We start from the raw sequence: 22,550 nt of genomic DNA, 5'->3' as shown, positions 1-22,550 counted from the left end.
CAAAGACATGGCCGAACCCACTGTATTCATCATCGACGACGACGAGGGCTATCGCGACTCGGTACAGGAACTCGTGAGTTCGGTCGGCCTGCCCACCGAGACCTTCAGTTCGGCGCTCGAATTCCTCGACGTCTTCGATCCCGCGCGCCCTGGCTGCCTGGTGCTGGACGTTCGCATGGCACGCATGAGCGGCCTGGCGCTGCAGGAGCGACTGCACGCGATGGGCGCCACCATCCCGATCGTCTTCATCAGCGGCCACGGCGACATCGCCATGGCGGTCAAGGCGGTCAAGGAGGGCGCGGTGGATTTCGTGCAGAAACCCTACCGCGAGCAACAGCTGCTCGATGCCATCGACGAAGCGCTGCGCCGCAATGCAGCGCCGCGTCCGTATAGCGGGGACACGCAGCAGGCCCTGGCGAGCCGCATCGCGGCCCTGAGCCCGCGCGAGCGCGAAGTGATGACACTGGCGCTCAGGGGCCTGCCAAGCAAGGTGATCGCGAAGGAACTTGCGATCAGCCATCGCACCGTCGAGCAGCACCGCAGTCGCCTGCTCGAAAAACTGGGCGTGGGCTCGATTACCGAGCTTCTACGCCTCAATCTCCAGGTCTCGCCCGACTAGACCGCCCGCGGGCGCTACGTACGTGGCGCTGCGTGGTCGCCGGGATGGACTGCCCGCGTGCGCGCGTTCACCATGGGTATTCGAAAGGGCCGATCCGGCGGGCGCCGAAGGGCATGCCGCTGCCAAACGGTGGCGTGGCGGTGTCAGTCGAGATGCGTGCCGCCTCGTCGGAATTCATGCCTACACACGTGTATGTCGTCGCCGCCGATTCGCACGATCGCGCATGGATCGAATCGGCGCTCGTGCGCTGGGTGGACTCCTTGGTCTTCCTCGACGATGTCCGCGGGCAGCTCGCGAAAGTACCGCGCGCGCCGGGGCACTGCCTGATCGCCTCTGCCGACGAAGACGAGGCCGCGACGCTACGGCTGGTGCGCGAACTCAGAAGCTCGGGCGCCACCTTGCCGGTCATCGTGCTGGGCCCGCACACGGCGTTTCGGACGGCGGTCGACATCGCGCGGCTGGACGCGACCGATTTTCTCGAACGGCCGGTCAGCGTCCGACAGCTGTGTGCAGCCGTGCGCCGCGCCTGCTCGGAGACGCAGTGACATCGAGCGGCGCGCCCGACCATGGCCGACACGAAGATTGATACCGACCTGCTTCCTGGCGCCCTGTCGACAGCCACGTCGGAACTGTCGAACATCCGCCCCAGCCTGATCGAGAACGCGCTGACCCAGGCGTTGCCTCTGCCCGACATCATGTTCGGAGGCTTTGTGCTGCTGGTGGTGATCATGTTCCACGCGTTCTGGATCCGCATCATCACCAACTCGTTTCTGAAGCGATCGCAAGACCTCCGGATGCGCGAATCGTTGTGGCGGACGGACCTGCTGTTTGCCGCCGCGGTGATGGCGATGCTGGTGCTGCATCTGGCCGAAGTGGTCGTATGGGCGGCCGCGCTGGTCTTCGGCGAGATCGTCGGCAACTGGGCCAGTGCCACCTACTTCGCAGCCAACTGCTACACCGCACTCGGAGAGCCGTTCTCGCTGCCGCGCGCCTGGCGCGTCGTGGCGCCCATCATTGCCATGTCGGGCATCTTTGCCTTCGCCTGGACGGCGAGCGTGCTGGTCAATTTCGTCGCTCGGTACAACGAGCTTCGGGCAGCCACCCTGGCGCCCGGGTCCTAGCCTCCGCGAACGCCATGCCGTTGCCTGCAGTACGTGGCCGCACCTATGTTCTTCCGTGTGCGCACTGCATCCCCAGTCGTGCGCGCCCCGATGTCGGCAGCCTGCGGCCGGACCTAATCTTCCCCCTGCTTCCCAACAGGAATCCTCATGAACGCGTCTCCCCTCTTCGCCGCTTCGCTGGCCTGCGTGGCGATCTGCGCCGCCCAGCTGACAGGTTGTGCCGCGCCAAGCGGCGGCGCCGACGTGGTGGCGTCCGAAAACTCGAAGGACAAGGTCCGCAACGTTGGCTTCCTGAGCGAGCCGGGCCGGCTCAAGGCGGTTTCAGCCGATGGCGGACTGCTGTGCTGGCGCCAGTCCGGCGTCGATTGGAAGCGCTATGACAAGGTGATGATCGAGCGCATCCAGGTCTACATCAAGCCGACGGCCGACCAGCGGCCGATCGACCCCAGCGATCTCAAGACGCTGCTGGACTACTTTCATGCTGCGCTCGTGCGCGATCTGAGCCCGGAAGTGAAGATCGTCGACGCCGCCGGACCGGGCGTGCTGCGGGTCCGGCTGGCATTGACGGCATTGGTGCCGACCAACACCGTCAAGAGCCTCGCAGGCACCGCCGTGCCCTATGGCTTCGTGGCCGAACTGGGGTCGGGCGCCAGTACCGGGCGCCCCGTCGGCTCGACACCCTACATGGGCCAGACCGGCCTCGAAGCGCAGTTTCGCGACGGCGCCACCGGCGCCGTGGTCGGCGAATGCGCCGACACCGAGATCGGACTCAAGTACGCGGCGGACCTGAACAGCGGCGCATCCACGGCGGCGCAGGCGTGGCTGGACGGCTACGCCAGCTCGTTCCAGAGCTGGACCTACGCACAGGATGCTTTCAACAAGTGGTCCGCCGTGTTCGCCCGGCGATTCGCCCAGCTGCGCGCGGGATCCTGATTTTCCTTGCAAGGCCATGGCACGCTCGAACACCCTTTCCATCACGGCGATCGGTCTGGTCTCGCTGCTCGCGGGCCTGCCCGCGGCCGCGCAGAACCTGGCTTCGGCGGACGCATGGCAATTCGAATTCGTCCCCTACCTGTGGTTCGCCGGCATTCGCTCGGACATCAAGCTCGGTCCGCTGCCCGGAAGCACCGTCCATATCAAGAGCAGCAGTGTGCTGGATGCGCTCGACTTCGGCGCGATGGGCACGCTGGAGGCCCGCAAGGGCCCCTGGGGCGGGCTGCTCGACATCATGTACGTGAAGCTCGGCGTATCCAACCAGTTTCTGGGCGGACTGGCGGGTGGCTACAACTTGAAGTACGACCAGACGGTCGTCACCATGGCCGGCTACTACCGGTTCGTCGACAACCCTACGGTGCAGGTGGATGTGCTGGGCGGCGCCCGCTACATCGACGCAAACAGCACGCTCGACGTCCCACCCAGCCTGGTCGGGCCGGGACGGCGGTTCGACAATTCCGCGGCTTGGTGGAACGGAATCATCGGCGTGCGTGCGCTCATGCCGGTTGGCGACAAATGGACCCTGATGGGCTACCTGGATGGCGGCGAAGGCAACTCGACATCGAGCTGGCAGGCGATCCTCGGAACCAGCTATGCGTATTCGCCCACGACTTCGTTCAAGTTCGGCTACCGCCATTTGGCCGTCAAGCTCGACGAGCACGCTCTCAACAAGGTGGCGCTGGGCGGCTTCTATGCGGGCGTCGGATTCAAGTTTTAATTCGACCTCATGAAGATTGAAGAACTCGCATCGAGCAACGCCATTGCTTCTCCCTCTCCCGGCATGCGATGGGTACCCGGCGGCACCTTCCGCATGGGTTCGGATCACCATTACCCCGAGGAAGCGCCAGCCCATCGCGTGACAGTCGACGGTTTCTGGATGGACGCGACCCCGGTGACCAACGCGCAGTTCCGGTCCTTCGTGGAGGCGACCGGCCATGTCACCTTCTGCGAGTTGCCGCCCAATCCCGGGGACTACCCCGGCGCGCTGCCGGAGATGCTCAAGGCTGCCTCATCGGTCTTCGTGCCGCCGCCTCATCGCGTGAGCCTGCACGATCATTACCAGTGGTGGCAATTCGTCGCCGATGCCAACTGGCGCCAGCCGCAGGGCCCGGGCAGCACCATCGCGGACAAGGACGACCATCCCGTCGTGCACCTCGCCTTGAGCGATGTGGAGGCCTATGCGAAGTGGGCCGGCAAGCAGCTCCCCACCGAGGCCGAATGGGAGTTCGCCGCCCGCGGCGGGCTGGATGGCGCCGAGTACGCGTGGGGTGACCAGTTCACCCCCGGCGGTCGGCACCAGGCCAACACGTGGCAGGGCGAGTTTCCGTGGCAGAACCTGGCCGAGGACGGCTTCGTGGGCACCTCGCCCGTGCGCAGCTTCGAGGCCAACGCATACGGTCTCCACGACATGATCGGCAACGTCTGGGAGTGGACCGACAGCTGGTATGCGCCACGCCACCCGGACGAGCAGCGCAAGGCCTGCTGCATTCCACTGAACCCGCGTGGCGCATCGATGGCGCAGAGCTTTGATCCGGGCATGCCGCAGCTGCCGATCCCGCGCAAGGTGATGAAGGGCGGCTCGCACCTGTGCGCGCCGAACTACTGCCGCCGCTACCGGCCCGCCGCCCGCATGGCGCAGCCGGTCGACACCTCGACCTCGCACCTCGGCTTCCGATGCATCGTGCGCACCGCGCCGGCGGCGGTCGAGACCCCTGCGAATTCGCGTCAGGGCGCCGGGTAGCCCCGCTCGACCACCGACGCGCGTTGCGCAAAGCGCTCCGTCAACAGGGGCCCGACGATGGACGTGAACAGAACCATGATCAACACGCCATCGAACATCCGCCCGTCGAGCAAGGGCTGTCCGGCTGCGTTGAACGTTTGCTTGGCGACCAGTGCGGCTGCGAGCGTCGCGGCCACCTGCGGCAACGTCAACGACCACATCGTCATCCGCGCATCGGAAAGATAGCCGAACGCCCGCCCGCAGCCCTCCGACGCGGCCAGCTTGCCGACGAAAAGCGCACCGATGATGCCGGCCGCGAGGACCCCATCCGCCGACAGGCTTCGCAGCAACGCCAGCGGGTCGATCAGAAAGCCCGTGACGACGAAGAAGACCGGGATGAACAAGGTGGTGCCCATGAATTCGAGCTTGTTCTTGGCGGGCTTGTCCTTCACCGCGGCATTGACCGCCAGGCCTGCCATGAAGGTACCCACGATGCCCGGCAGGTTGATGGCCTGAGCCAGCAGCGCCGTGATCGCGAGGATGGCCAGCATGATCACGAAGTAGGTTTCCTCGTCATGCTCCACCCTCTTCAGGATGTAGGCCGCCGCGCGACTCAGTCCAGCCAGCACGAAGGCGACGAACGCGACGATCTCGAAGACCTGCAACGCCAGGCCCGATGCCGAGAACCCGCTCACGAACATCGGGACGCAGGCGGCGAAGACCAGCAGGGACAAGGTGTCCGACACCATCGTGGCGCCGATCGTGACGACCACCGGCTCCGTTCGCGTCAACCCGCGTTGCGTGACGATGGGCAGCGCGAGCAAGGTGTGGGAAGCCAGCAGCGACCCGACCACGATGGCGGGCAGGAGCTGGTATCCCAGCCAACTGGCCACGAGCGCACCCAGCACCAGCGGAACGGTGGTCGTGACCACGCCGAAGATGATCGATCGCGCGAGCTTCTGACGGAACAGTTCCAGATCGATCTCGAGGCCGGCAAAGAACATCAGCAGCAGCATGCCGAGTTCCGAGAAGAACTGTGCGATCGGATGATCCCTGGGAAAGACATCGAGCATGTGCGGCCCGAGCACCACGCCACTCAACAGCAGCCCGACCACCACCGGCACACGAAGGAGGCGCGCGATGTGTGGCATCACCAGGATCAGCGCCATGAAGATCGCCATCCTCGCAAGGACAGGAAGCAACTCGAGCGCCCGATGTACGACTTCAAGGAACACCATGTCGAACTCCCGGTGGTTGGCTGACGGCGCGACGATTCCCTCGCGATTTTGGATGCAGCGGGCTGCGCTGCCTATGCCTGCGCGTACTGACCACCACGTACGTGATGAAGCCGTGTCCGCCACGATTCTCCCGGCGTCGATCAGCGCCTAGTCTTCCTCTCGCACTTCAATCTGTCCCGGCGGCCTTCCATGAGCTCCTCATCACGACGTCCATCGATCCCGAGTCGGGCACCGCCGCCACCGTCGACCCCTGCCTCTGCCTCTGCCTCGGCGGCGCAGACGAACACGGACCTGGCGGTTTCTCGCACCGTCATGGCGGCGGATCGGACCTTGATGGCGTGGACGCGGACCGCGCTCTCGATGATCAGCTTCGGCTTCACGATCTACAAGGTTCTGGAGGCGCTCATCAGCCAGAGCACCCTGCCGACGAGAGCGGGTCTGCCACGCGACGCAGGCCTTTTCCTGTCGGGGCTCGGCACCTTGGCGATGTTGATGGGCGTGATCGAGTACTGGGTCCACATCAAGGAGCTGCAGCAACTCAAGCGTTTGCGGCTCTTTCAGCCTTCATTCGTCATGGCGCTGATCATGCTCGTGGTGGGGGTATCGATCTTCTTCAGCATCGTGTTCAGGACGCTCTGAGCACGAGAGAAAAAATCACGTACGTGGTGCTGCGTGTGCACTCGGATGGCATTCGCGGACCCGTGTCATGAGAATTTTGACCGGTGCAATTCCGGGGTGATCCGACACCTCTTCACTAGCGAGGACTAACCATGACGACGACGAAGAAGCCCAACATCCTGATCCTCTGGGGCGACGACGTGGGCTGGTGGAACATCAGCTACAACAGTCGAGGCCAGATGGGTTTCCGCACACCCAACATCGACCGCGTCGCCAACGAGGGCGTCGCCTTCACCGACTACTACGCCCAGCAGAGCTGCACGGCCGGTCGCGCGGCCTTCATCACCGGCCAGAACCCGATCCGGACCGGCTTGACGAAGGTCGGAATGCCGGGTGCCGCCGTAGGTCTGCACGCGGAAGACCCGACCATCGCCGAGATGTTGAAGCCGCACGGCTACGCAACAGGCCAGTTCGGCAAGAACCACTTCGGCGACAAGGACGAGTACCTGCCCACGCTGCATGGCTTCGACGAATTCTTCGGCAACCTCTACCACCTCAACGCCGAGGAGGAGCCCGAGGACCCGGACTACCCGAAGGACCCCGAGTTCAAGAAGCGCTTCGGTCCGCGCGGCGTGCTGCACTGCCTGGCCGACGGCAAGGGCGGACAGACGATCGAGAACACCGGCGCGTTGACGAAGAAGCGCATGGAAACCATCGACGACGAAACGACCGAAAGGGCGCTCAAGTTCATCGACAAGTGCCACGCCGACGGCAAGCCTTTCTTCCTCTGGTACAACACCACGGCCATGCACTTCCGCACCCATTGCGCGGAAAAGCACAAGGGCAAGAGCGGCGGGCAGGGCGACTACAACGACGTGATGGTCGCGCATGACGAACACATCGGAGAGATGCTCGACAAGCTGGACCAGCTCGGCATCGCCGACGACACGATCGTCATGTACTCCACCGACAACGGCCCGCACTACAACAGCTGGCCCGATGCAGGGATCACGCCCTTCAGGGCCGAGAAGAACACCAACTGGGAAGGCGGCTGGCGCGTGCCGTGCTTCGTTCGCTGGCCCGGCAAGTTCAAGGCCGGGACGGTCATCAACGGCATCGTGTCCCACCAGGACTGGCTGCCGACGCTGCTGGCTGCGGTCGGCGAAGACGACGTGAAGGAGAAGCTCCTCAAGGGCTGCAAGATCGGCGAGAAGAGCTTCAAGGTGCACATCGACGGCTACAACATGCTGCCGTACCTGACCGGGCAGGTGCAGGAAAGCCCGAGGCAGTTCTTCTTCTACATCAGCGACGACGGGGACATCATGGCCATCCGCATGAAAGACTGGAAGGTCGTGCTGATGGAGCAGCGGGCGAAGACCCTGCAATGCTGGTTCGAGCCCTTTGTCAGATATCGGGCACCGAAGATATTCAACTTGCGCCGTGATCCGTTCGAGCGCGCTGACGAGAATTCGAACAGCTACTGGGACTGGGTCATCTCGCACGCCTACATCATCTACGCGATGCAGGGTGCCGTCGCGAATCAGATGGAAGCGTTCGAGAAGTTCCCGCCGCGCCAGAAGCCCGGTTCGTTCAACCTCGATGAACTCATGCGCAAACTCCAGGAAGCGAACAGCGCTGCGCATTGACCGCGCGCCGCATCCCGCGATGAACCACTGGCCCATCCGGATCGGCAAGCCGACCCGGATGGGACGCAGAGACTAGATCGGCGTCGACTGCGGGGCCGCCGGCAGCGGCACGCCGCCCGGGCCGTTCACATACGTGCGCGGCGAGACGGGCGCTTGCTGGCCGACCCCCGGCTTCGTGTAGTCGCAAACGCCGGTGCTGAACACCGTCTGCAGACGGCTCTGCTGCGACCCCGTGAAAGTGATGCCGGTGTAGTCGCTGAAATCCAGCGGCTTCAGCGTGCACTTCAGGATGTTCTCCGCGCGCGGGCCACCGGCGACCTGCCGCGGCGAAGCGTGGATCGCGAGCTTGGGGTCCGCATCGCATGTTGCCTGGTCAGTCACCTTGGTCGAGAAGGTCGTGTCCGTGCTCAGGTAGCAGAAGTCGAATGCCGCCGCCGGCTTGGACGCGAGAACCTGGGCCGGTGTGCGCTCGCTGTTCAGCGTGGCCTTCGGGGCGGCCGTGACCAGACTGGAAAGCCAGGTGTCCATGGTCAGGAAGGACTGGAGCGTCAGCGGTGCCGGTGCAACCAAGCCGGTCCCGAAGCGCCACATCACCTGATTGGCATGACCACCGCCATCCTGGTCGAGGCGGTCGCGCTCGGCGAAGCTGCGCCAGATGTAGTGAATGCCGGTTTCGTCGTAGCCCCGCAGATCGATGATCGGGAGCTTCGCCAACTGCGCGCCGCTCGACAGGATTCCACTCTGGTAGGCAATCGGTAGTGCAGCCGCATCCGCCACCGAGCGGGACGTCGTCAAATTGGAGTCCGCGTCGCTGCCGCCGACCCCTTCGTTCAGCGTGACGAATTCCTCGGCATTGATGGCGCCGGAGAGCAGCGCCTTCAGGCCGTACTGAACGCCGACGTTGTCGTTCGTCTGGTTCGCGCGCGTCGTCCCCGGCGCGAGGCCCCACACCGCGACTGCGAGATCGGGGTCGCCGCAACGTGGCCCGGTCGGATTCGTCAACAGGTCGTAGACCTGGCTTGCCGGCAGCTTGCAATTGTTGGTTGGCCCACTCGGCGACGGCGCGAGAGTACCGTCGGCTTTGACGAGATTCGGCGTGTAGTTGCCCGGCTTGTTGTTGTATCCGAATGAGTTGACCCAGGACTGGCAGCTCGTTTGATCGATGTGGCCATTGATGGCGGTTTTCTTGGCGTTGATCTGTGTCGGCGTAAGGCCTTCACTACTCGTGAGAGTCCCCCAAGCACTACCGGCGTAGAAATTCACAAGCTGCACGCAGTCCGCCACTTCGATGCCTGTCGTGATCGAATCGGAAAAGTCGCATTGCACCTGAATGCCGTCGAGCAGACCGGGGAATGTCGAGGACACAGTGTTCTGCCCGATCGATCCGCCGGAACACCCGTTCCCCATCGTGTACTTGATCTCGCCGTAGGACTTGGTGATGTATTCCTTCATCATCATCACGGTCTCGCCGGCCAGGATGCGACTCGAGTTGTAGAGTGAATCGGTCATGCTGTTGTCGACGACCATCACCCCTCGGGAAAGCGCGCTGTCGTCCGCCCAATTCTGTTCAGAGCGGAACTGCAGGCGCGGCTGGCCCGTGCTGGCGCCGAAGGAATAGACAACCTTGCCGGTCCACTGCGCCTGGGGCGCGTTGGCAGTCCACGGCTTGGTGGGATCGAACAGCACGGCGATGTCGAAGATGCCGCGGTTCACCGTGCCGCGCTCGACCCTGACGATATAGGGCACTGGTGCCGTCGCCCCAAGCGGCGTGGTGGTTGCGACCGATGCCATCGGCGTCGTGCCCGGCACATAGGGCTGCAGGCAGGAGGTCGCTGGGGTCGTCGGATTCGGGTTGGCGATCGTCGGTGAGGGATCTGGCAGTTGCGAGAACGTGCAGCCGCCGTCGTTGGCGGCCACGCTCAGTGGAGTGAGTGTTCGATAGAACAGCTTGGTCTCGGTCTTGATATTGCATTGCGCATCGATCGCGGTCGTGGAGAGCCCACTCGCATTGGTCGCAGCAGACGACGCCGTTGCGGCTGTCGGCGCTGGCGTCGCGCAAACCCACGGCATCACCTGCGTGCTCAAAAGCACAGGACCGCCGATCGGATGGTTCGTCAGCTTGAGTGACGCGCCGCGGAACGAGTCGTCCGTGGCCGTCACCTTGAGTGTGTTGTCGCCATTGGCGAGCCCCGTCACGAGGCCGACGGTCCGTCCGTCGCTACGGGTTTGCTTGAACGCACTCGTCACGTCTGCAGAGCCGAGTGAGACTTTCAATGCGGAAGTCTTGCCCCCCGACGGCAACTTGATCTCGACCAATGCCGATCCGCCCGAAACCATATCGGCCCGCGTTGACAGGGACTGCACTTGGACTTGCTGCGCAGTCGGAATGGGGAGCCCTCCTCCCCCACCGCCGCCGCAGGCGACCAGAAAGACGCACAAGGTCGAGCCCGCGGCACAAGCCGCCACCTTTCGATAGAGCCTCATAGGTTGTCTCCGTTTTTGGCGTTGGAAGCCGGCTCATGCTATGGATCACTCAATGGCGGATAGACGAGGTTTTCCCTAGTCCGGAGTCCGCGCATGTGACTGAGAGTCGCATTGGAGACACTTGAATAGTTCGGTCTTAAAGGGTTACCCCAATGTGCCGGCCACACCCTCGATCAGGTAGTCCATCTTCTCGAGGATCGGGTCGTAGTTGCCGTAGCCCTTGTCCAGCACCACCGCGCCGGTGTTGCTCTTTACGGGCGCGGTCCAGATCGGCTTGCCGGCCTTCAGGTCGGCGATCGCAAGGCGGGAGTACAGCTCAGGTGTAGCGCTTTTCCAGCGCATCCCACTCGGGCTTGCCGACCAGGCGCTGGCGTTCAGCGAACGGCGTCACCAGCGCCGGGTCCTCGTCGATGCGCCTGGTGTCGCGCAGCACCGTCAGCGCCTTTTGCATGCCAGCCACGGCGCCTTGCAGCGCAGCGTTGGCATACAGCACGATGCCGTAGCCCAGTCCGCCCAGTTCCTCGGCACCGAAGATCGGCGTCCGGCCACCGATCACCATGTTCATCAGTTGAGGCTTCGCCAGCCGCTGGGGCAATGCGCGGATCTCCTCGGCCGTGGTCACGGCTTCGACGAACAGGATGTCTGCACCGGCCTCGGCGAACTTCCGGGCGCGCTCGACGGCAGCCTCGAAGCCTTGCATCGCGCAGGCGTCGGTGCGCGCCAGGATGAGAAAGTCCGGGTCGTGCCGGGCATCGACCGCCGCCTTGATCTTGCTGACCGCCTCCTCGGTCGAAATGACCTCCTTGCCCGAGAAATGCCCGCAGCGCTTGGGCGCGACCTGGTCTTCGAGCTGAATGCAATCGGCGCCGGCACGCTCGAGCACGCGCACCGTGTGACGCACGTTCAATGCGTTGCCGAAGCCGGTGTCCGCGTCGACGATCAGCGGCACGCTCACCGCATCGCGAATGCGCGCCGTGTGGTCGGCGATCTCGTGCAGGCCCATGAAGCCCTGGTCCGGCATGCCGAACCACATGTTGGTGACGCCGGCTCCGGTGACGTAGATGGCTTCGTAGCCGAGGTCTTCGATAACCTTGGCCGACAGCGCGTTGAACGCGCCGGGCACGATCACGCCACGGCGGGCTTCGGCCAGGGTCTTGAGTTGTTTGCGGGTGGACATTCGAGATTCCTTTGAGATTCAATAATTGTCGCCAGGCACGTCTTGAGGGCGGAAGAAGACGCCCTTGCTGGTGCCGCCGCGCATGGACGTGGCGGGGACCTTGATCTGTGGAGCGTGTGGCATCAGGCAGATTGTGCAGATGCAAAGAAGTCTTGCGCAAGACGTTGCAGCACGCCGCCGGCCTCCTAGATCGAGACCTCGTCGGCCGTGGTCGCTCAGGCTGTCGCGCGCAGGGTCCTGGCGGCTTCCACCATGTGGGTCAGCGCGGGAATCACTTCCGCCCACTGGCGCGTCTTCAATCCGCAGTCCGGATTCACCCACAGCCGCTCGGCCGGAATGCGCTCGGCGGCCTTCCTCATCAGTTGCACGATGTGCGCCTGCGTCGGAATGTTGGGCGAGTGGATGTCGTAGACGCCGGGGCCGATTTCATTCGGGTAGTTGAAATTGTCGAACGCATCGAGCAACTCCATGTCCGAGCGCGAGGTCTCGATCGTGATGACGTCCGCATCCATGTCGGCGATCGACGCGATGATGTCGTTGAATTCCGAATAGCACATGTGCGTGTGAATCTGCGTCTCGTCGTCCACGCCGTTGGCGGTGATGCGGAAGGACTCGACGGCCCAGTCGAGATAGGCCTTCCACTGCGCCTTGCGCAACGGCAGGCCTTCGCGCAAGGCTGCCTCGTCGATCTGGATCACGCGCACGCCGGCCTTCTCCAGATCGAGCACTTCCTCGCGGATGGCGAGCGCCAATTGCCTGCAGGACACCGAGCGCGGCTGGTCGTCGCGCACGAAGGACCAGTTCAGGATCGTGACCGGTCCGGTCAGCATGCCCTTCACCGGCTTGTCGGTCAGCGACTGCGCATAGCGGATCCACTCCACCGTCATCGCCCTGGGGCGCATGATGTCGCCGAACAGGATCGGCGGCTTCACGCACCGCGAGCCATAGGATTGGACCCAGCCGAATTGGCTGAAGGCATAGCCATCGAGTTGCTCGCCGAAGTACTCGACCATGTCGTTGCGCTCGGCTTCGCCATGCACCAGCACATCCAGGCCCAACGCCTCCTGCTCGCGCACGCTGCGGGCTATTTCCGCCTGCATCGCGGCCTTGTAGGCCGCTTCATCGAGTTCACCGGCCTTGAACTGGCTCCGCGCCTGACGGATCTCCGCGGTCTGCGGAAACGATCCGATGGTGGTGGTCGGGAAGGCGGGAAGCTTCAGCCGGGCCGCTTGCAGCGGGGCACGTTGTGCGTAACCGCTCTTGCGCTGTCCAAGCTTTGCATCGAGCCGGGCCATCGCTGCCTTGACCGCCGGGTTGTTGACGCGCGGCGAAGAGCGACGCGTCGCGATGGCGGCATGGTTGGCTGCCAGCGCATCCTTGACTGCATCGCGGCCCTGATTGAGGGCTGTCGACAGCACCTTCAGTTCGTCCAGCTTCTGCAGTGCATAGGCAAGCCATGGCTTGACTTCCGGGTCGAGCTTCTGCTCGCTTGCCAAGTCGACAGGCACATGCAGCAGCGAACACGATGGGGCAATCCACAAACGGTCGCCCAACTGCTGCGCGATCGGCTCGATCCAGTCAAGGACCGCGGTCAGATCGGTCTTCCAGATGTTGCGGCCATCGATCACGCCCAGCGACAGTACCTTGTGGGATGGCAACAGGTTCAGCAATGGCTTCACGTCGTCGCGCCCATTGATCGCGTCGATGTGCAGACCTGCCACTGGCAGGTTGACCGCGAGATAGCGGTTGTCCAGCAACTCTCCGAAGTAAGTAGCCAGCAGCAGCTTGATCCGACCGCCCTTGAGTTGGTGATAGGCGACGTTGAAGGCATGCTGCCAGTCGGCATCGAGCTCGGTGACCAGCAAAGGCTCGTCGATCTGCACCCATTCGACGCCCTGGGCAGCGAGCGTGGCGAGCAAGTCGGCGTAGACCGTGAGAAGGCGCGGCAGCAGGGCCAGCTTGTCCGATCCGTCCTTCGCCTTGCCGATGGCCAGGTAAGTGACGGGCCCGATGATCACCGGCTTGGCCTTGACGCCTTGTGCCTTGGCTTCTGCCAGTTGTTCAAGCAGGCGGGCGGCATCGAGTTTGAACTCGGTCTGCGCAGTGAACTCCGGCACGATGTAGTGGTAGTTGGTGTCGAACCACTTGGTCATCTCGCCGGCGGCGACCCCGCCGCAGCATGCGCTGTGGTCGTCGGCGCCTTGCGCCGAGCGTCCGCGAGCGACCCGGAAATAGTTGTCGAGCGCGTCGCCGTGGAACCCCCGCACGCGCTCGGGCAGATTGCCCAACGTGAAGCTCATGTCCAGCACCTGGTCATAGAAGGCGAAATCGCCGACCGGGGCGAGATCGAGGCCCGCTTGGTGCTGCCAGTGACGCTGGCGCAACTGTGCGCCCAAGGCTTTCAGTTCGTCGCGTGACGATGTGCCCTTCCAATAGGACTCGAGCGCGAACTTGAGTTCGCGCTTCGCGCCGATGCGGGGAAAACCAAGACTGTGCGTATGGACCATGAGACTGCTTCGAATGCTTCGGATTGCGGGAAGACGCGATCCTAGGTTCCGAGGTCCATGAAGTAAAATGGTCTTATTTCAACGATCGATTAATTTCATTCATACCAAATGCTGGAGCGAATTCATCTGTCCATCGTGCAGGAAGTCGCCAGGCAAGGCTCCCTCACCGCAGCTTCGGCCACGCTTTGCCTCACCCAGTCGGCCCTGAGCCATGCGATGAAGAAACTCGAGCAGCAGCTGGGCACTGCGATCTGGCATCGTGAAGGCCGCAGCCTTCGGCCCACGCAGGCCGGCGAATATTTGCTCGCCGTGGCCAACCGGGTTCTGCCTCAGCTCGACGTCGCGGAAGAACGTCTCCGGCAATACGCCCAGGGCGAGCGTGGCACGCTGCGCATCGGCATGGAGTGCCACCCCTGCTACCAGTGGCTGCTCAAGGTGGTGGCGCCGTATCTGGCCGGGTGGCCCGACGTCGATGTCGACGTCAAGCAGAAATTCCAGTTCGGCGGCATCGGCGCGCTGTTCGGTTTCGAGATCGACCTGCTGGTAACGCCCGACCCGCTGTTCAAGCCGGGTCTGCGCTTCGAGCCGGTGTTCGACTATGAACAGGTCCTGGTGGTCGGTGCCAGCCATCCGCTGGCGTCAGCCCCCTATGTCAAGCCGAGGCAACTGACATCGGAGGTCCTGATCACCTATCCGGTGGCGGCCGAACGGCTCGACGTCTACAACCAATTCCTGATGCCGGCCGGCATCACTCCCAGGCGCCACAAGACCATCGAGACGACGGACATCATGCTGCAGATGGTGGCCAGCGGCCGAGGTGTGGCGGCCCTCCCCCGTTGGTTGGTCGAGGAGTACGCGGGAAAGCTGGAGATCGTTCCTGTCCGGCTCGGCCGCCATGGAATCGCCAAGCAAATCTTTCTCGGAGCACGCGAGTCCGACCTGGAAGTGGACTACCTGAAGGCCTTCATCGAACTGGCGCGCCACGTGCCCGCACAACAAAAGGCATGACCCGCCCGCGACGTATCAGCGAATCGTCGAGAGGCGCCCGGGCGCGGATCCCCCCGCACCGCAATCCCTCAGCAGTTCGGCCGACTGGGTGACCTGATCGGCCATCCGGTCGTTCAGCGAGCCCCACACGCGGTACACAGGGCGAATCACGAGAAGCCACCCGAGACCGGCGGCAAACGCAATGAAGGCGGACACGAACAACCAGTGCATCGATTCCATCCGAGATTCCTCTTGTTCTTGTTGATCCCGGAGTTTCTTGCCTGTGTCCATGGAAAAGCATCCTCAATTTTGGTGAGGAAGGGCCAGCGTATCCGAGGCCAGACTGGCGACGGCGCGCTCCATGCCTCCACGGCCGAAGGGAATGCCCTGTACCGTCATCGCCGCCTCGACACCTGCGAGGCAGCCGAGGATCATTGCCGGGTTCATGTCGCCCAGATGGCCAATGCGGAACGCGCGGCCCGAGAGCGGACCCAAACCACCAGCGATCGCGACCTGGAAACGCTCGCGCGCGACGCCGCGCATCGCTTCCGGGTCGATGCCTGGCTCGACTGCGATGGTTGTGACGGACACCGAGCGCGATGCCGGCGTGCGGGCAAAGTAGCGCAGCGCACCCGCCTCGCTCCAGCAATCGACCGCCGCATGCACCGCGTCAGCGATGCGTCGGTGACGCGCGATGACTTCGTCAAGGCCTTCGCGGAAGATCAACTCCAGCGATGCCTCCAGGCCGGCCAGCAGGCTCTGCGGCGGCGTGCCGCAGAACTTGCGATACGACTGCGGGCTTTGCCGCCGCCGCCAGTCCCAATAGAAGCGAGGCGCTGGATTGCGGTGAGAGACTTCCATCGCTTGCGCATCGACCGCGACGAATGCGAGCCCCGGTGGCACCATCAGCCCCTTCTGGCTGGCGCCGAGCGCGACATTGATGCGCAACGCATCCATCGCGAACGGTGCGGCCGCGAGCGATGCGACCACGTCGACCACCAGGAGCGCCGGATGTCCGCTTCGATCGATCGCCGCTCGCAACGCGGCCAGATCGCTGGTGATGCCGCTGGCCGTGTCGGTGTGGACGACGAAGACCGCGGCGATCTCATGTTCCGCGTCATTGCGCAGCGCAGCCTCGACATCGGCCGGATCGATCGGCAACCCTTCGACCCACGGCGTGCGAATCACGCGGCCGCCCATGCCTTCGGTCTGCAGTGCCCAGGATTCCGAGAAGTGCCCGGTGCCGGCCACCAGCACCGCCTGCCCCGGCGCTATCAGATTGGCGATCACCGCCTCCCAGGCGCCGTGGCCGTTCGCGGCATAAAGGTACACCTCTGATTGCTCGGTTCCGAGCAGGCGCTTCAGTCCGGTCTCACAAGACGCTATGCATCGGTCAAGGCGCGGGTCGCCCAGATCCATCGGCTGGCGGCTCATGGCGTGCAGGACCTCGTCGGGCACCCGAGTCGGGCCGGGGGAATGCAGGAATCGGTGGCCTGGCAGGCGGGTGGAGTCGTTCATGCTGGGATGGCTCGAGGCAATGGAGCGCCGATGCTAACGCTCGGCGGAGCGTGCCAGTAGTCACGTCCTGCGACTGTGGAGCATCCAGGCACCCATGCCGAGGGCGGGGTCAAGAATCGCAAAGGCTCCAAACGTATGTGGAAATATGCCAGCGATCACCAACGGCACGAGCACCAATGGAACGAGGATCACCCGGTCGAGCACCGAAGCGGGGCCGAAATTCCGCCCCCCGGAACGACCACCGAACACATAGAGCCAGCCGATGACGGCGACCGTCATCCCGAGCACCCGGAAGAGCGCCCCTTCGTTTCCAACGAAAGGTGGATCGAACAAGAGCGTCTGCACCGCGCCCGGCCACACAACGAGCAGGCCTCCGGCCCCGAGGTAGATATAGCCGTTCATCACCGAGTACTTCGATGCCATGGACAAGTTGGCTGGCTGGGCGAGAAGATCACTCATGAACGACATACCGTGCTCCTTGGCTGAATTCGCTGGTACCAACGCGCGCACGACGACTCAGCTCACGCACCGACACTAGCAACCGCTGCCCAGCGCCGTCTTGCTTTCGTCCAGAGGCTTGACGCCACGCTCCATGAGCGGACGCGCGACCCGGCCCGCAAATTTCTCCAGGTCGGCGGCGGTGTCCTCCCCATTCCAGGACACCTCGATGGAGAGCGCCCCCTTGGGCAGGCTCCAGCGTTCGATCTTGATGCCTTTCGACTGCGCGCGCAGCACGTGGCTGGTGCAGCCGAGAGGCTTTGCCATGAACCGTGCCGGCAAGAGAAGCTCGACCTCGCCGTCGACCTGGCAGCTGAGCGAGTAGCTCTTCCTCGTTCCGCCGTCGGCCGTCCAACCGACATCGACTTCACTTTTGGCCTTCGCGCTCGCCTGGGTCGGAAATGGGCACGTCCAACCGGCCAGCGCATCGGCACCCGGGAACGGTTGGGCGCTTCGTTCCTTGTACATGGATTCGTGCGCATGCCCGGAGGACCGCTGCCGGACGATGGCGGTGTACCCACCGGCCGCATCGGAAGGCTGCTTGATCGAGAAATACCGGACCTTGAAAGCCTTGTGTTTCCCGCCAGGCAACTGAAGCAGGTCGGCCACCTCTTCGATCGTCTTCGGCCCGCCTTCGGCCGGGTCCCAGCGAATGGCGAACTCCGCAGGAGCGGCTGCAAGCGCGGTGCTGGCCAGCGAGAGCCACGCCGCGGCCGCGAGGACCGCGCGAGCGCAAGTGCGCACCTTCATCGAGTTCAGCCTTCAGCCTTTGCCCTTGTGCTTCTTTGGCTGGCTCGAGCTTCCGTCGAGCACGAGATGACTCGGATCGAGTTCGCGCTTCTTGAGATCCTGCAGCAGACCTGCATCGCTGAGATCGATCTTGTGCGAGGACTCCCAGTCGCGCTGCGCGGTTTCCTCCAGCCGTTGCACGGTGCCGGGATCGTCGGTCTCGATCGCGAGTTCGCGCCGGCCATCGAAGCTGCCGGGCGCCAGGTTGATCGACCCGACGATGGCGCGCTTGCCGTCGGCCAGCATCATCTTCGCGTGCAGCTTCAGATGCTTCATCGTGTGCACCTTGACGCCGACATCCTGAAGGATCCGAAGGCCGCCGACGCCCTCGATCAGCTTGTCGACCTTCAGCGAATGGGGTGGCTTGGTCAGGATGTGGACCTTCACTCCGCGCACGGCCGCGCGCACCAGTCGTTCGATGATCACCATGTCCTGGTAGCGTTCGTTCTGCACCCAGAGCGTGCTTTGTGCCGAATCGACGAAAGCGGCCACGCGCTCACGGCCGTTGTCAGGGCACCAGATCAGCCGCGACTCGGCGTGAGGCGCGAAGTCCTCGTGCGCCCAGTCGGCGTCGAAGCAGGCGACCATTTCGCGCGTCTCGAGGTCGTGGGTGGTGATGACCGCGTAGTCGCGCGTCTCGGTCAAGTCCCTCGGTTCCCAGTTCAGCGACTCGACGAAGCCGGTCTGATGGTCGACCACCATCGACTTCTGGTGGGTCAGGCTGAACTTCGGATTGCTGTCGCGCACCTCGATGCCTGCGGCGACCAGCTTGTCGCGTGATTCCTCGTTCTCGCTTTCGCCGCTGCGGCGCGCCGGGTTCAGCATCACGCGGACCTTGACGCCGCGTTGCTTGGCAGCAATGACTGCCTGGAGCAGCGTCTCGTCGGTGAACAGGAACATCCGGATGTTCAGCGCGATCTTCGCCGCGTTGATCGCATCGAGGATGGGCTTCGCCGTATCGTCGGGCAGGACAATCAATTTGTGCGACATGGTGGGCCTCATGCGGATACGGCAACGGTGGACGGCTCGGATTCGTACTGGATGCGGTGCAGTTCGGCGTACACGCCGCCGAGCGCGACCAGTTCGTCATTGGATCCTTCTTCGACCACGACGCCGTCCTTCAGGACGATGATCTTGTCGGCGTCGCGAATGGTGCTGAGCCGGTGCGCGATCATGATCACGGTCCGCCCCTTCATCAGCCGTGTCAGACCCTCGATCACGAGGCGCTCCGATTCGGTGTCGAGCGCGGCGGTCGGCTCGTCGAGAATCATGATCGGGCTGTTGCGGATCACCGCGCGCGCGATGCCGATGCGCTGGCGCTGCCCGCCGGACAAGGTGTCGCCGCGCTCACCCACCACCGATTCGTAGCCGTGGGGCATGCGGCTGATGAATTCATCGGCATTCGCAAGCTTGGCCGCGGCGACGATTTCTTCCTTGCTGGCGCCCGGCTTTCCATAGGCGATGTTTTCAGCGATGGTGCCGCGGAACAGCACGGTTTCCTGCAGCACGAAGCCGATCTGCGAACGCAGCGCGGCGAGCTTGTACTTGCTGATGTCGTGGCCGTCGATCAGCACGCGCCCGCCGGTGGGATCGTAGAAGCGCGGCATCAGGCTGACCACGGTCGACTTGCCGCTGCCGGTGGGCCCGACAATGCCCACGACCTGGCCGGGCTCGATGGTGAACGAAACGTCGCGCAGCACCTGCGGCTCGTCGGCACCGTAGCCGAAGGCCACGTGCTCGAAGGTAATCTTGCCCTCGGCCCGACCCGGATCGACAGCGTCGGGTCGCTCATGGATGACCTCGTCGGCGCCAAGGATCTTCTGGATCCGCTCGAGTGCCACCGTCGTCTGCGCGATCGTGCTGGCCATGCTGGCGAGGTCTTTCACCGGCTTGAAGAACTTGTTGAGATAGGCGAGATACACGGTCAACGCGCCCGCGGTCATCGCGCCGGCGATGATGAGCGAAGTGCCTTTCCACAGCACGATGCCGGTGCAGAACGCAACCACGACGGCAACCACCGGCGACAACAGCGACTTGACCTTCCGCGCCCGCAACGCGGTTTCGACCGTGGCGTGGCTTGCGGCTTCCATGTGGGTCACTTCGAGGTCCTGGCGACCAAAGGCCTTGACCGCGCGCACCGAGCCGAGGCCTTCCTGGACGACGGCGACGACCTCGCTCTGCCGCGCGCGAACGTCGCGCGTGACTTCCTTCACCGCCTTCTTGAAGCGGAACACGAACAGCAGCAGGAAGGGCATCACCGCCACCGCGATCAGCGTGAAGTCCCAGTCCAGCCAGATCATCAAGCCCAACATGAAGATGATGGTCAGGAGGTCGATGGTGATGCCCAGCGTCGACGATGAAGCGAAGTTCTGCACCGTCCCCACATCGCTGGTGATCGTCGACATCAAGGTCCCTGTCTTGGCGCTGTCGTAGAACGCGAGGGACAGCCGATGCAGGTGCTCGTAGATGCGCAGGCGCAGGTCGTTCGCGACCCACTGGCCGATGCTGGCGGTGTAGTAGTTGTCGATGTAGGTCGCGATGCCGCCGATGACCGCGATCACCAGGGTCGCGATACCGGCGAACAATGCGACGCCGAGGGTGTGGCGGCCAATGCCAAGCTGGTGCGCCCATTCCAGCCACGACGGCAAATGGTGCTTGCCGAGCGCGTCGTCGAGCACCAGCTTGAGCGGCCAGGGTGCCGCCAGGCTCATCAGGACTTCGATCAGCATCGCGATCAGCACGATCACCAGCCAGGCGTGATAAGGCTTCATCAAGGCCAGCACGAGGTGCGTCATGTCCTGCCTCTGCGCCTTGGCGGCGCGGGTGGCGACAACGGTCGCTGAATCCAACGGCGCCGCCGGCGGTTCAGGTGCAACCGTCGCTTCGGAGGGAATCGGTATTGACATGGCGAATGGCCCAAGGGCTGGCTTGCCTGGATTTTCGATTCGAATGTGCCGACGGCACATCCCGGGGGCCACCTACTGACACGTACGTGATGCCTCGCGATTTGATGCACTCACCCGTGGCCACCGGGATTGACCCGTCGTATGCGCGGTTCGACGATGTCGACCTTCGATGTCGACCTTCGATGGCGGCGCCGGTCTCTCGCCTATCTGCAACAGGAGCCCATCAACATGTCATCTCCCGACTTCGCCCCACTCGTCGCCAGCCAGAGAGCCTTCTTCCTGGAAGGCCATACCCGACCCGCGGCGTGGCGCAAGACCCAGCTGGAAGCGGTCAAGGCCTTGTTCACCGACCATCACGACGAACTGTGCGACGCGCTCTGGAAAGACCTGAGGCGCAACCCGAACGACGCCGACCTGATGGACGTCGACTATTGCGCGAAGGAGGCCGCCTACGCGCTCGAGCACATCGACACCTGGATGAAGCCGATTCACGAACCGATGCCGCTGGTGTTCGAGCCCGGCTACATCCGGGTGAATCGCGACCCCTTGGGCGTCGCGCTGATCATCGGCGCGTGGAACGAACCTTTCATGCTCGTCTTCGGGCCGCTGGTGGCTGCACTGGCCGCAGGTAACACGGCCGTGCTGAAGCCCTCCGAGATCGCCACGCACTGCGCGGCCGCCGCGGCGCGCCTGGTGCCGAAGTACTTCGACCCGCGCGCGGTCGCGGTCGTCGAAGGCGCCGTGCCCGAGACCACGGCACTCCTTGCGCAGAAGTGGGACATGATCTTCTTCACCGGCAGTCCGCCGGTCGGCAAGATCATCCATCAGGCCGCGGCCAAAAACCTGACGCCGTGCGTGCTCGAGCTCGGCGGCAAGAGCCCCACCATCGTCCATTCGTCGGCCAACCTGAAATCGGCCGCGCGGCGCATTGCCTATGGGCGCTTCCTGAATTCGGGCCAGATCTGCACCGCGCCCGATCACGTGCTGGCATGGCCGGAAGTCAAGGACGAATTCGTGCAGCACATGAAGGACACGATCCGCGAGTTCTACGGCGATGACCCGAAGCAGAGCCCGGACTATGGACGCGTCATCAACCGCCGCAGTTTCGATCGCCTCGCCGGCCTGCTTGGGAGCGGCAAGGCGGTCGCCGGCGGTCAGTCCGACCCTGATGAGCTGTACATTGCGCCGACCGTGCTGGTGGACGTTGCAATCGACTCTCCGATCATGAAGGAAGAAGTCTTCGGACCGATCCTGCCCGTGCTCGAGATCGACTCGGTCGAGGCGGTCATTGAATGGGTCAACAGCCGTCCGAGCCCGCTCGGCCTCTACATATTCGCCGAGGACAAGCATGTGGCCGACAAGATCCTGTCGGCTACGCGCTCCGGCGACGCGGAAGTGAACGACTGCGCCATCCATCCGCTTTTTCCGGAGCTCCCGTTCGGTGGCGTGGGCAACTCCGGCATGGGCAAATACCACGGGCGATGGGGTTTCGAAGCCTTCACCAATGCGCGCGGCGTGCTCCATCACAGCAGCAGTGTCGACCCTGGCGTGCGCTATCCGCCTTACGAGAAGCATGGCCTCGAGCGCACCGTCGTGAACAAGCTGATGCCGTAGTCGCTGCGGCTTCATGACCCTCGCACTGCCACATCTTCAAGGCTTTAAACGCACGCCGGCGTAGCGCAAAGGTCGGTTATCGTTCGCTCGTTCATCCCTTTGTACAGAGAGAAAG

At 63.9% G+C, this 22,550-nt stretch carries 21 protein-coding genes and 1 pseudogene; 10 read left to right on the top strand and 12 right to left on the bottom strand.

The genetic code is table 11. From position 1 onward, the window contains the following. Positions 1 to 7 precede the first annotated feature (7 nt). From AC1DN9_RS00900 to AC1DN9_RS00875, 6 genes are all read left to right on the top strand, one after another. Positions 8 to 619, top strand: coding sequence for a response regulator transcription factor (locus AC1DN9_RS00900; RefSeq protein WP_478096389.1), 612 nt, complete (start codon positions 8 to 10; stop codon positions 617 to 619). 113 nt (positions 620 to 732) lie between these two features. Next, positions 733 to 1,164 carry a response regulator transcription factor gene (locus AC1DN9_RS00895; protein ID WP_478096387.1) on the top strand — a complete coding sequence of 144 codons (432 nt, stop codon included), beginning with the start codon at positions 733 to 735 and terminating at the stop codon, positions 1,162 to 1,164. A 21-nt stretch (positions 1,165 to 1,185) separates the two neighbouring features. Continuing rightward, positions 1,186 to 1,740: a hypothetical protein gene (locus AC1DN9_RS00890; RefSeq protein WP_478096385.1), complete on the top strand. Its 555-nt coding sequence runs from the start codon at positions 1,186 to 1,188 to the stop codon at positions 1,738 to 1,740. Positions 1,741 to 1,887: 147 nt separating this feature from the next. Beyond that, positions 1,888 to 2,673, top strand: coding sequence for a DUF3313 domain-containing protein (locus AC1DN9_RS00885; protein WP_478096383.1), 786 nt, complete (start codon positions 1,888 to 1,890; stop codon positions 2,671 to 2,673). Between the two features lie 16 nt (positions 2,674 to 2,689). Next, positions 2,690 to 3,451, top strand: coding sequence for a porin family protein (locus AC1DN9_RS00880; RefSeq protein WP_478096381.1), 762 nt, complete (start codon positions 2,690 to 2,692; stop codon positions 3,449 to 3,451). A 9-nt stretch (positions 3,452 to 3,460) separates the two neighbouring features. Next, positions 3,461 to 4,474, top strand: coding sequence for a formylglycine-generating enzyme family protein (locus tag AC1DN9_RS00875; RefSeq protein WP_478096379.1), 1,014 nt, complete (start codon positions 3,461 to 3,463; stop codon positions 4,472 to 4,474). On the opposite strand, the gene AC1DN9_RS00870 is transcribed toward AC1DN9_RS00875, so the two are convergent. Next, complete coding sequence (locus AC1DN9_RS00870) at positions 4,459 to 5,691, bottom strand: cation:proton antiporter (protein WP_478096377.1); 1,233 nt, start codon at positions 5,689 to 5,691, stop codon at positions 4,459 to 4,461. The two genes, AC1DN9_RS00875 and AC1DN9_RS00870, sit on opposite strands and share 16 nt — an antisense overlap. A gap of 189 nt (positions 5,692 to 5,880) precedes the next feature. Between AC1DN9_RS00870 and AC1DN9_RS00865 the strand changes: the two genes are divergently transcribed. Both AC1DN9_RS00865 and AC1DN9_RS00860 read left to right on the top strand, forming a co-directional pair. Then, a complete protein-coding gene (locus AC1DN9_RS00865; protein WP_478096375.1) occupies positions 5,881 to 6,330 on the top strand; it encodes a YidH family protein in 450 nt (149 codons plus the stop codon). A gap of 131 nt (positions 6,331 to 6,461) precedes the next feature. After that, positions 6,462 to 7,955: an arylsulfatase gene (locus AC1DN9_RS00860; RefSeq protein WP_478096373.1), complete on the top strand. Its 1,494-nt coding sequence runs from the start codon at positions 6,462 to 6,464 to the stop codon at positions 7,953 to 7,955. Positions 7,956 to 8,027: 72 nt separating this feature from the next. Here AC1DN9_RS00860 and AC1DN9_RS00855 read toward each other — a convergent pair whose 3' ends face one another. The 5 genes and pseudogenes from AC1DN9_RS00855 to metE form a co-directional block, all read right to left on the bottom strand. After that, the gene (locus AC1DN9_RS00855) at positions 8,028 to 10,439 is read right to left on the bottom strand and encodes a DUF6351 family protein (RefSeq protein ID WP_478096371.1); all 2,412 of its coding nucleotides are present in this window, start codon (positions 10,437 to 10,439) and stop codon (positions 8,028 to 8,030) included. A 144-nt stretch (positions 10,440 to 10,583) separates the two neighbouring features. Next, complete coding sequence (locus tag AC1DN9_RS00850) at positions 10,584 to 10,781, bottom strand: hypothetical protein (RefSeq protein WP_478096369.1); 198 nt, start codon at positions 10,779 to 10,781, stop codon at positions 10,584 to 10,586. After that, a complete protein-coding gene (locus tag AC1DN9_RS00845) occupies positions 10,756 to 11,616 on the bottom strand; it encodes an isocitrate lyase/PEP mutase family protein (protein ID WP_478096367.1) in 861 nt (286 codons plus the stop codon). The genes AC1DN9_RS00850 and AC1DN9_RS00845 overlap by 26 nt, the downstream gene beginning before the upstream one ends. Before the next feature lie 33 nt (positions 11,617 to 11,649). Further along, positions 11,650 to 11,739, bottom strand: a pseudogene (locus AC1DN9_RS00840) (PrpF domain-containing protein); the annotation flags it as partial. A 92-nt stretch (positions 11,740 to 11,831) separates the two neighbouring features. Beyond that, complete coding sequence (gene metE / locus AC1DN9_RS00835) at positions 11,832 to 14,123, bottom strand: 5-methyltetrahydropteroyltriglutamate--homocysteine S-methyltransferase (protein WP_478096365.1); 2,292 nt, start codon at positions 14,121 to 14,123, stop codon at positions 11,832 to 11,834. Between the two features lie 108 nt (positions 14,124 to 14,231). Between metE and AC1DN9_RS00830 the strand changes: the two genes are divergently transcribed. After that, positions 14,232 to 15,131 carry a LysR family transcriptional regulator gene (locus AC1DN9_RS00830; protein WP_478096363.1) on the top strand — a complete coding sequence of 300 codons (900 nt, stop codon included), beginning with the start codon at positions 14,232 to 14,234 and terminating at the stop codon, positions 15,129 to 15,131. A gap of 15 nt (positions 15,132 to 15,146) precedes the next feature. Here the strand turns inward: AC1DN9_RS00830 and AC1DN9_RS00825 are convergent, their stop codons facing one another. From AC1DN9_RS00825 to AC1DN9_RS00800, 6 genes are all read right to left on the bottom strand, one after another. After that, on the bottom strand, positions 15,147 to 15,401 hold the full coding sequence (locus tag AC1DN9_RS00825; RefSeq protein ID WP_478096362.1) for a hypothetical protein: 255 nt from the start codon (positions 15,399 to 15,401) through the stop codon (positions 15,147 to 15,149). 12 nt (positions 15,402 to 15,413) lie between these two features. Then, positions 15,414 to 16,628: a pyridoxal-phosphate-dependent aminotransferase family protein gene (locus AC1DN9_RS00820; protein ID WP_478096360.1), complete on the bottom strand. Its 1,215-nt coding sequence runs from the start codon at positions 16,626 to 16,628 to the stop codon at positions 15,414 to 15,416. 60 nt (positions 16,629 to 16,688) lie between these two features. Next, on the bottom strand, positions 16,689 to 17,096 hold the full coding sequence (locus AC1DN9_RS00815) for a hypothetical protein (protein WP_478096358.1): 408 nt from the start codon (positions 17,094 to 17,096) through the stop codon (positions 16,689 to 16,691). Between the two features lie 66 nt (positions 17,097 to 17,162). Beyond that, positions 17,163 to 17,876 carry a hypothetical protein gene (locus tag AC1DN9_RS00810; protein ID WP_478096356.1) on the bottom strand — a complete coding sequence of 238 codons (714 nt, stop codon included), beginning with the start codon at positions 17,874 to 17,876 and terminating at the stop codon, positions 17,163 to 17,165. 12 nt (positions 17,877 to 17,888) lie between these two features. Beyond that, positions 17,889 to 18,905 carry a phospholipase D-like domain-containing protein gene (locus AC1DN9_RS00805; RefSeq protein WP_478096354.1) on the bottom strand — a complete coding sequence of 339 codons (1,017 nt, stop codon included), beginning with the start codon at positions 18,903 to 18,905 and terminating at the stop codon, positions 17,889 to 17,891. A gap of 8 nt (positions 18,906 to 18,913) precedes the next feature. Continuing rightward, positions 18,914 to 20,764, bottom strand: coding sequence for an ABC transporter ATP-binding protein (locus AC1DN9_RS00800; protein ID WP_478096352.1), 1,851 nt, complete (start codon positions 20,762 to 20,764; stop codon positions 18,914 to 18,916). Between the two features lie 285 nt (positions 20,765 to 21,049). On the opposite strand from AC1DN9_RS00800, the gene AC1DN9_RS00795 reads away from it, so the two are divergent. Next, on the top strand, positions 21,050 to 22,435 hold the full coding sequence (locus AC1DN9_RS00795; RefSeq protein WP_478096350.1) for an aldehyde dehydrogenase family protein: 1,386 nt from the start codon (positions 21,050 to 21,052) through the stop codon (positions 22,433 to 22,435). The last annotated feature ends 115 nt before the right edge of the window (positions 22,436 to 22,550 follow it).

The organism is Variovorax sp. 05L425 (assembly GCF_056397705.1).
Note: the sequence above shows the minus strand (reverse complement) of the source record. Positions and strands in the feature narration are given on the sequence as shown.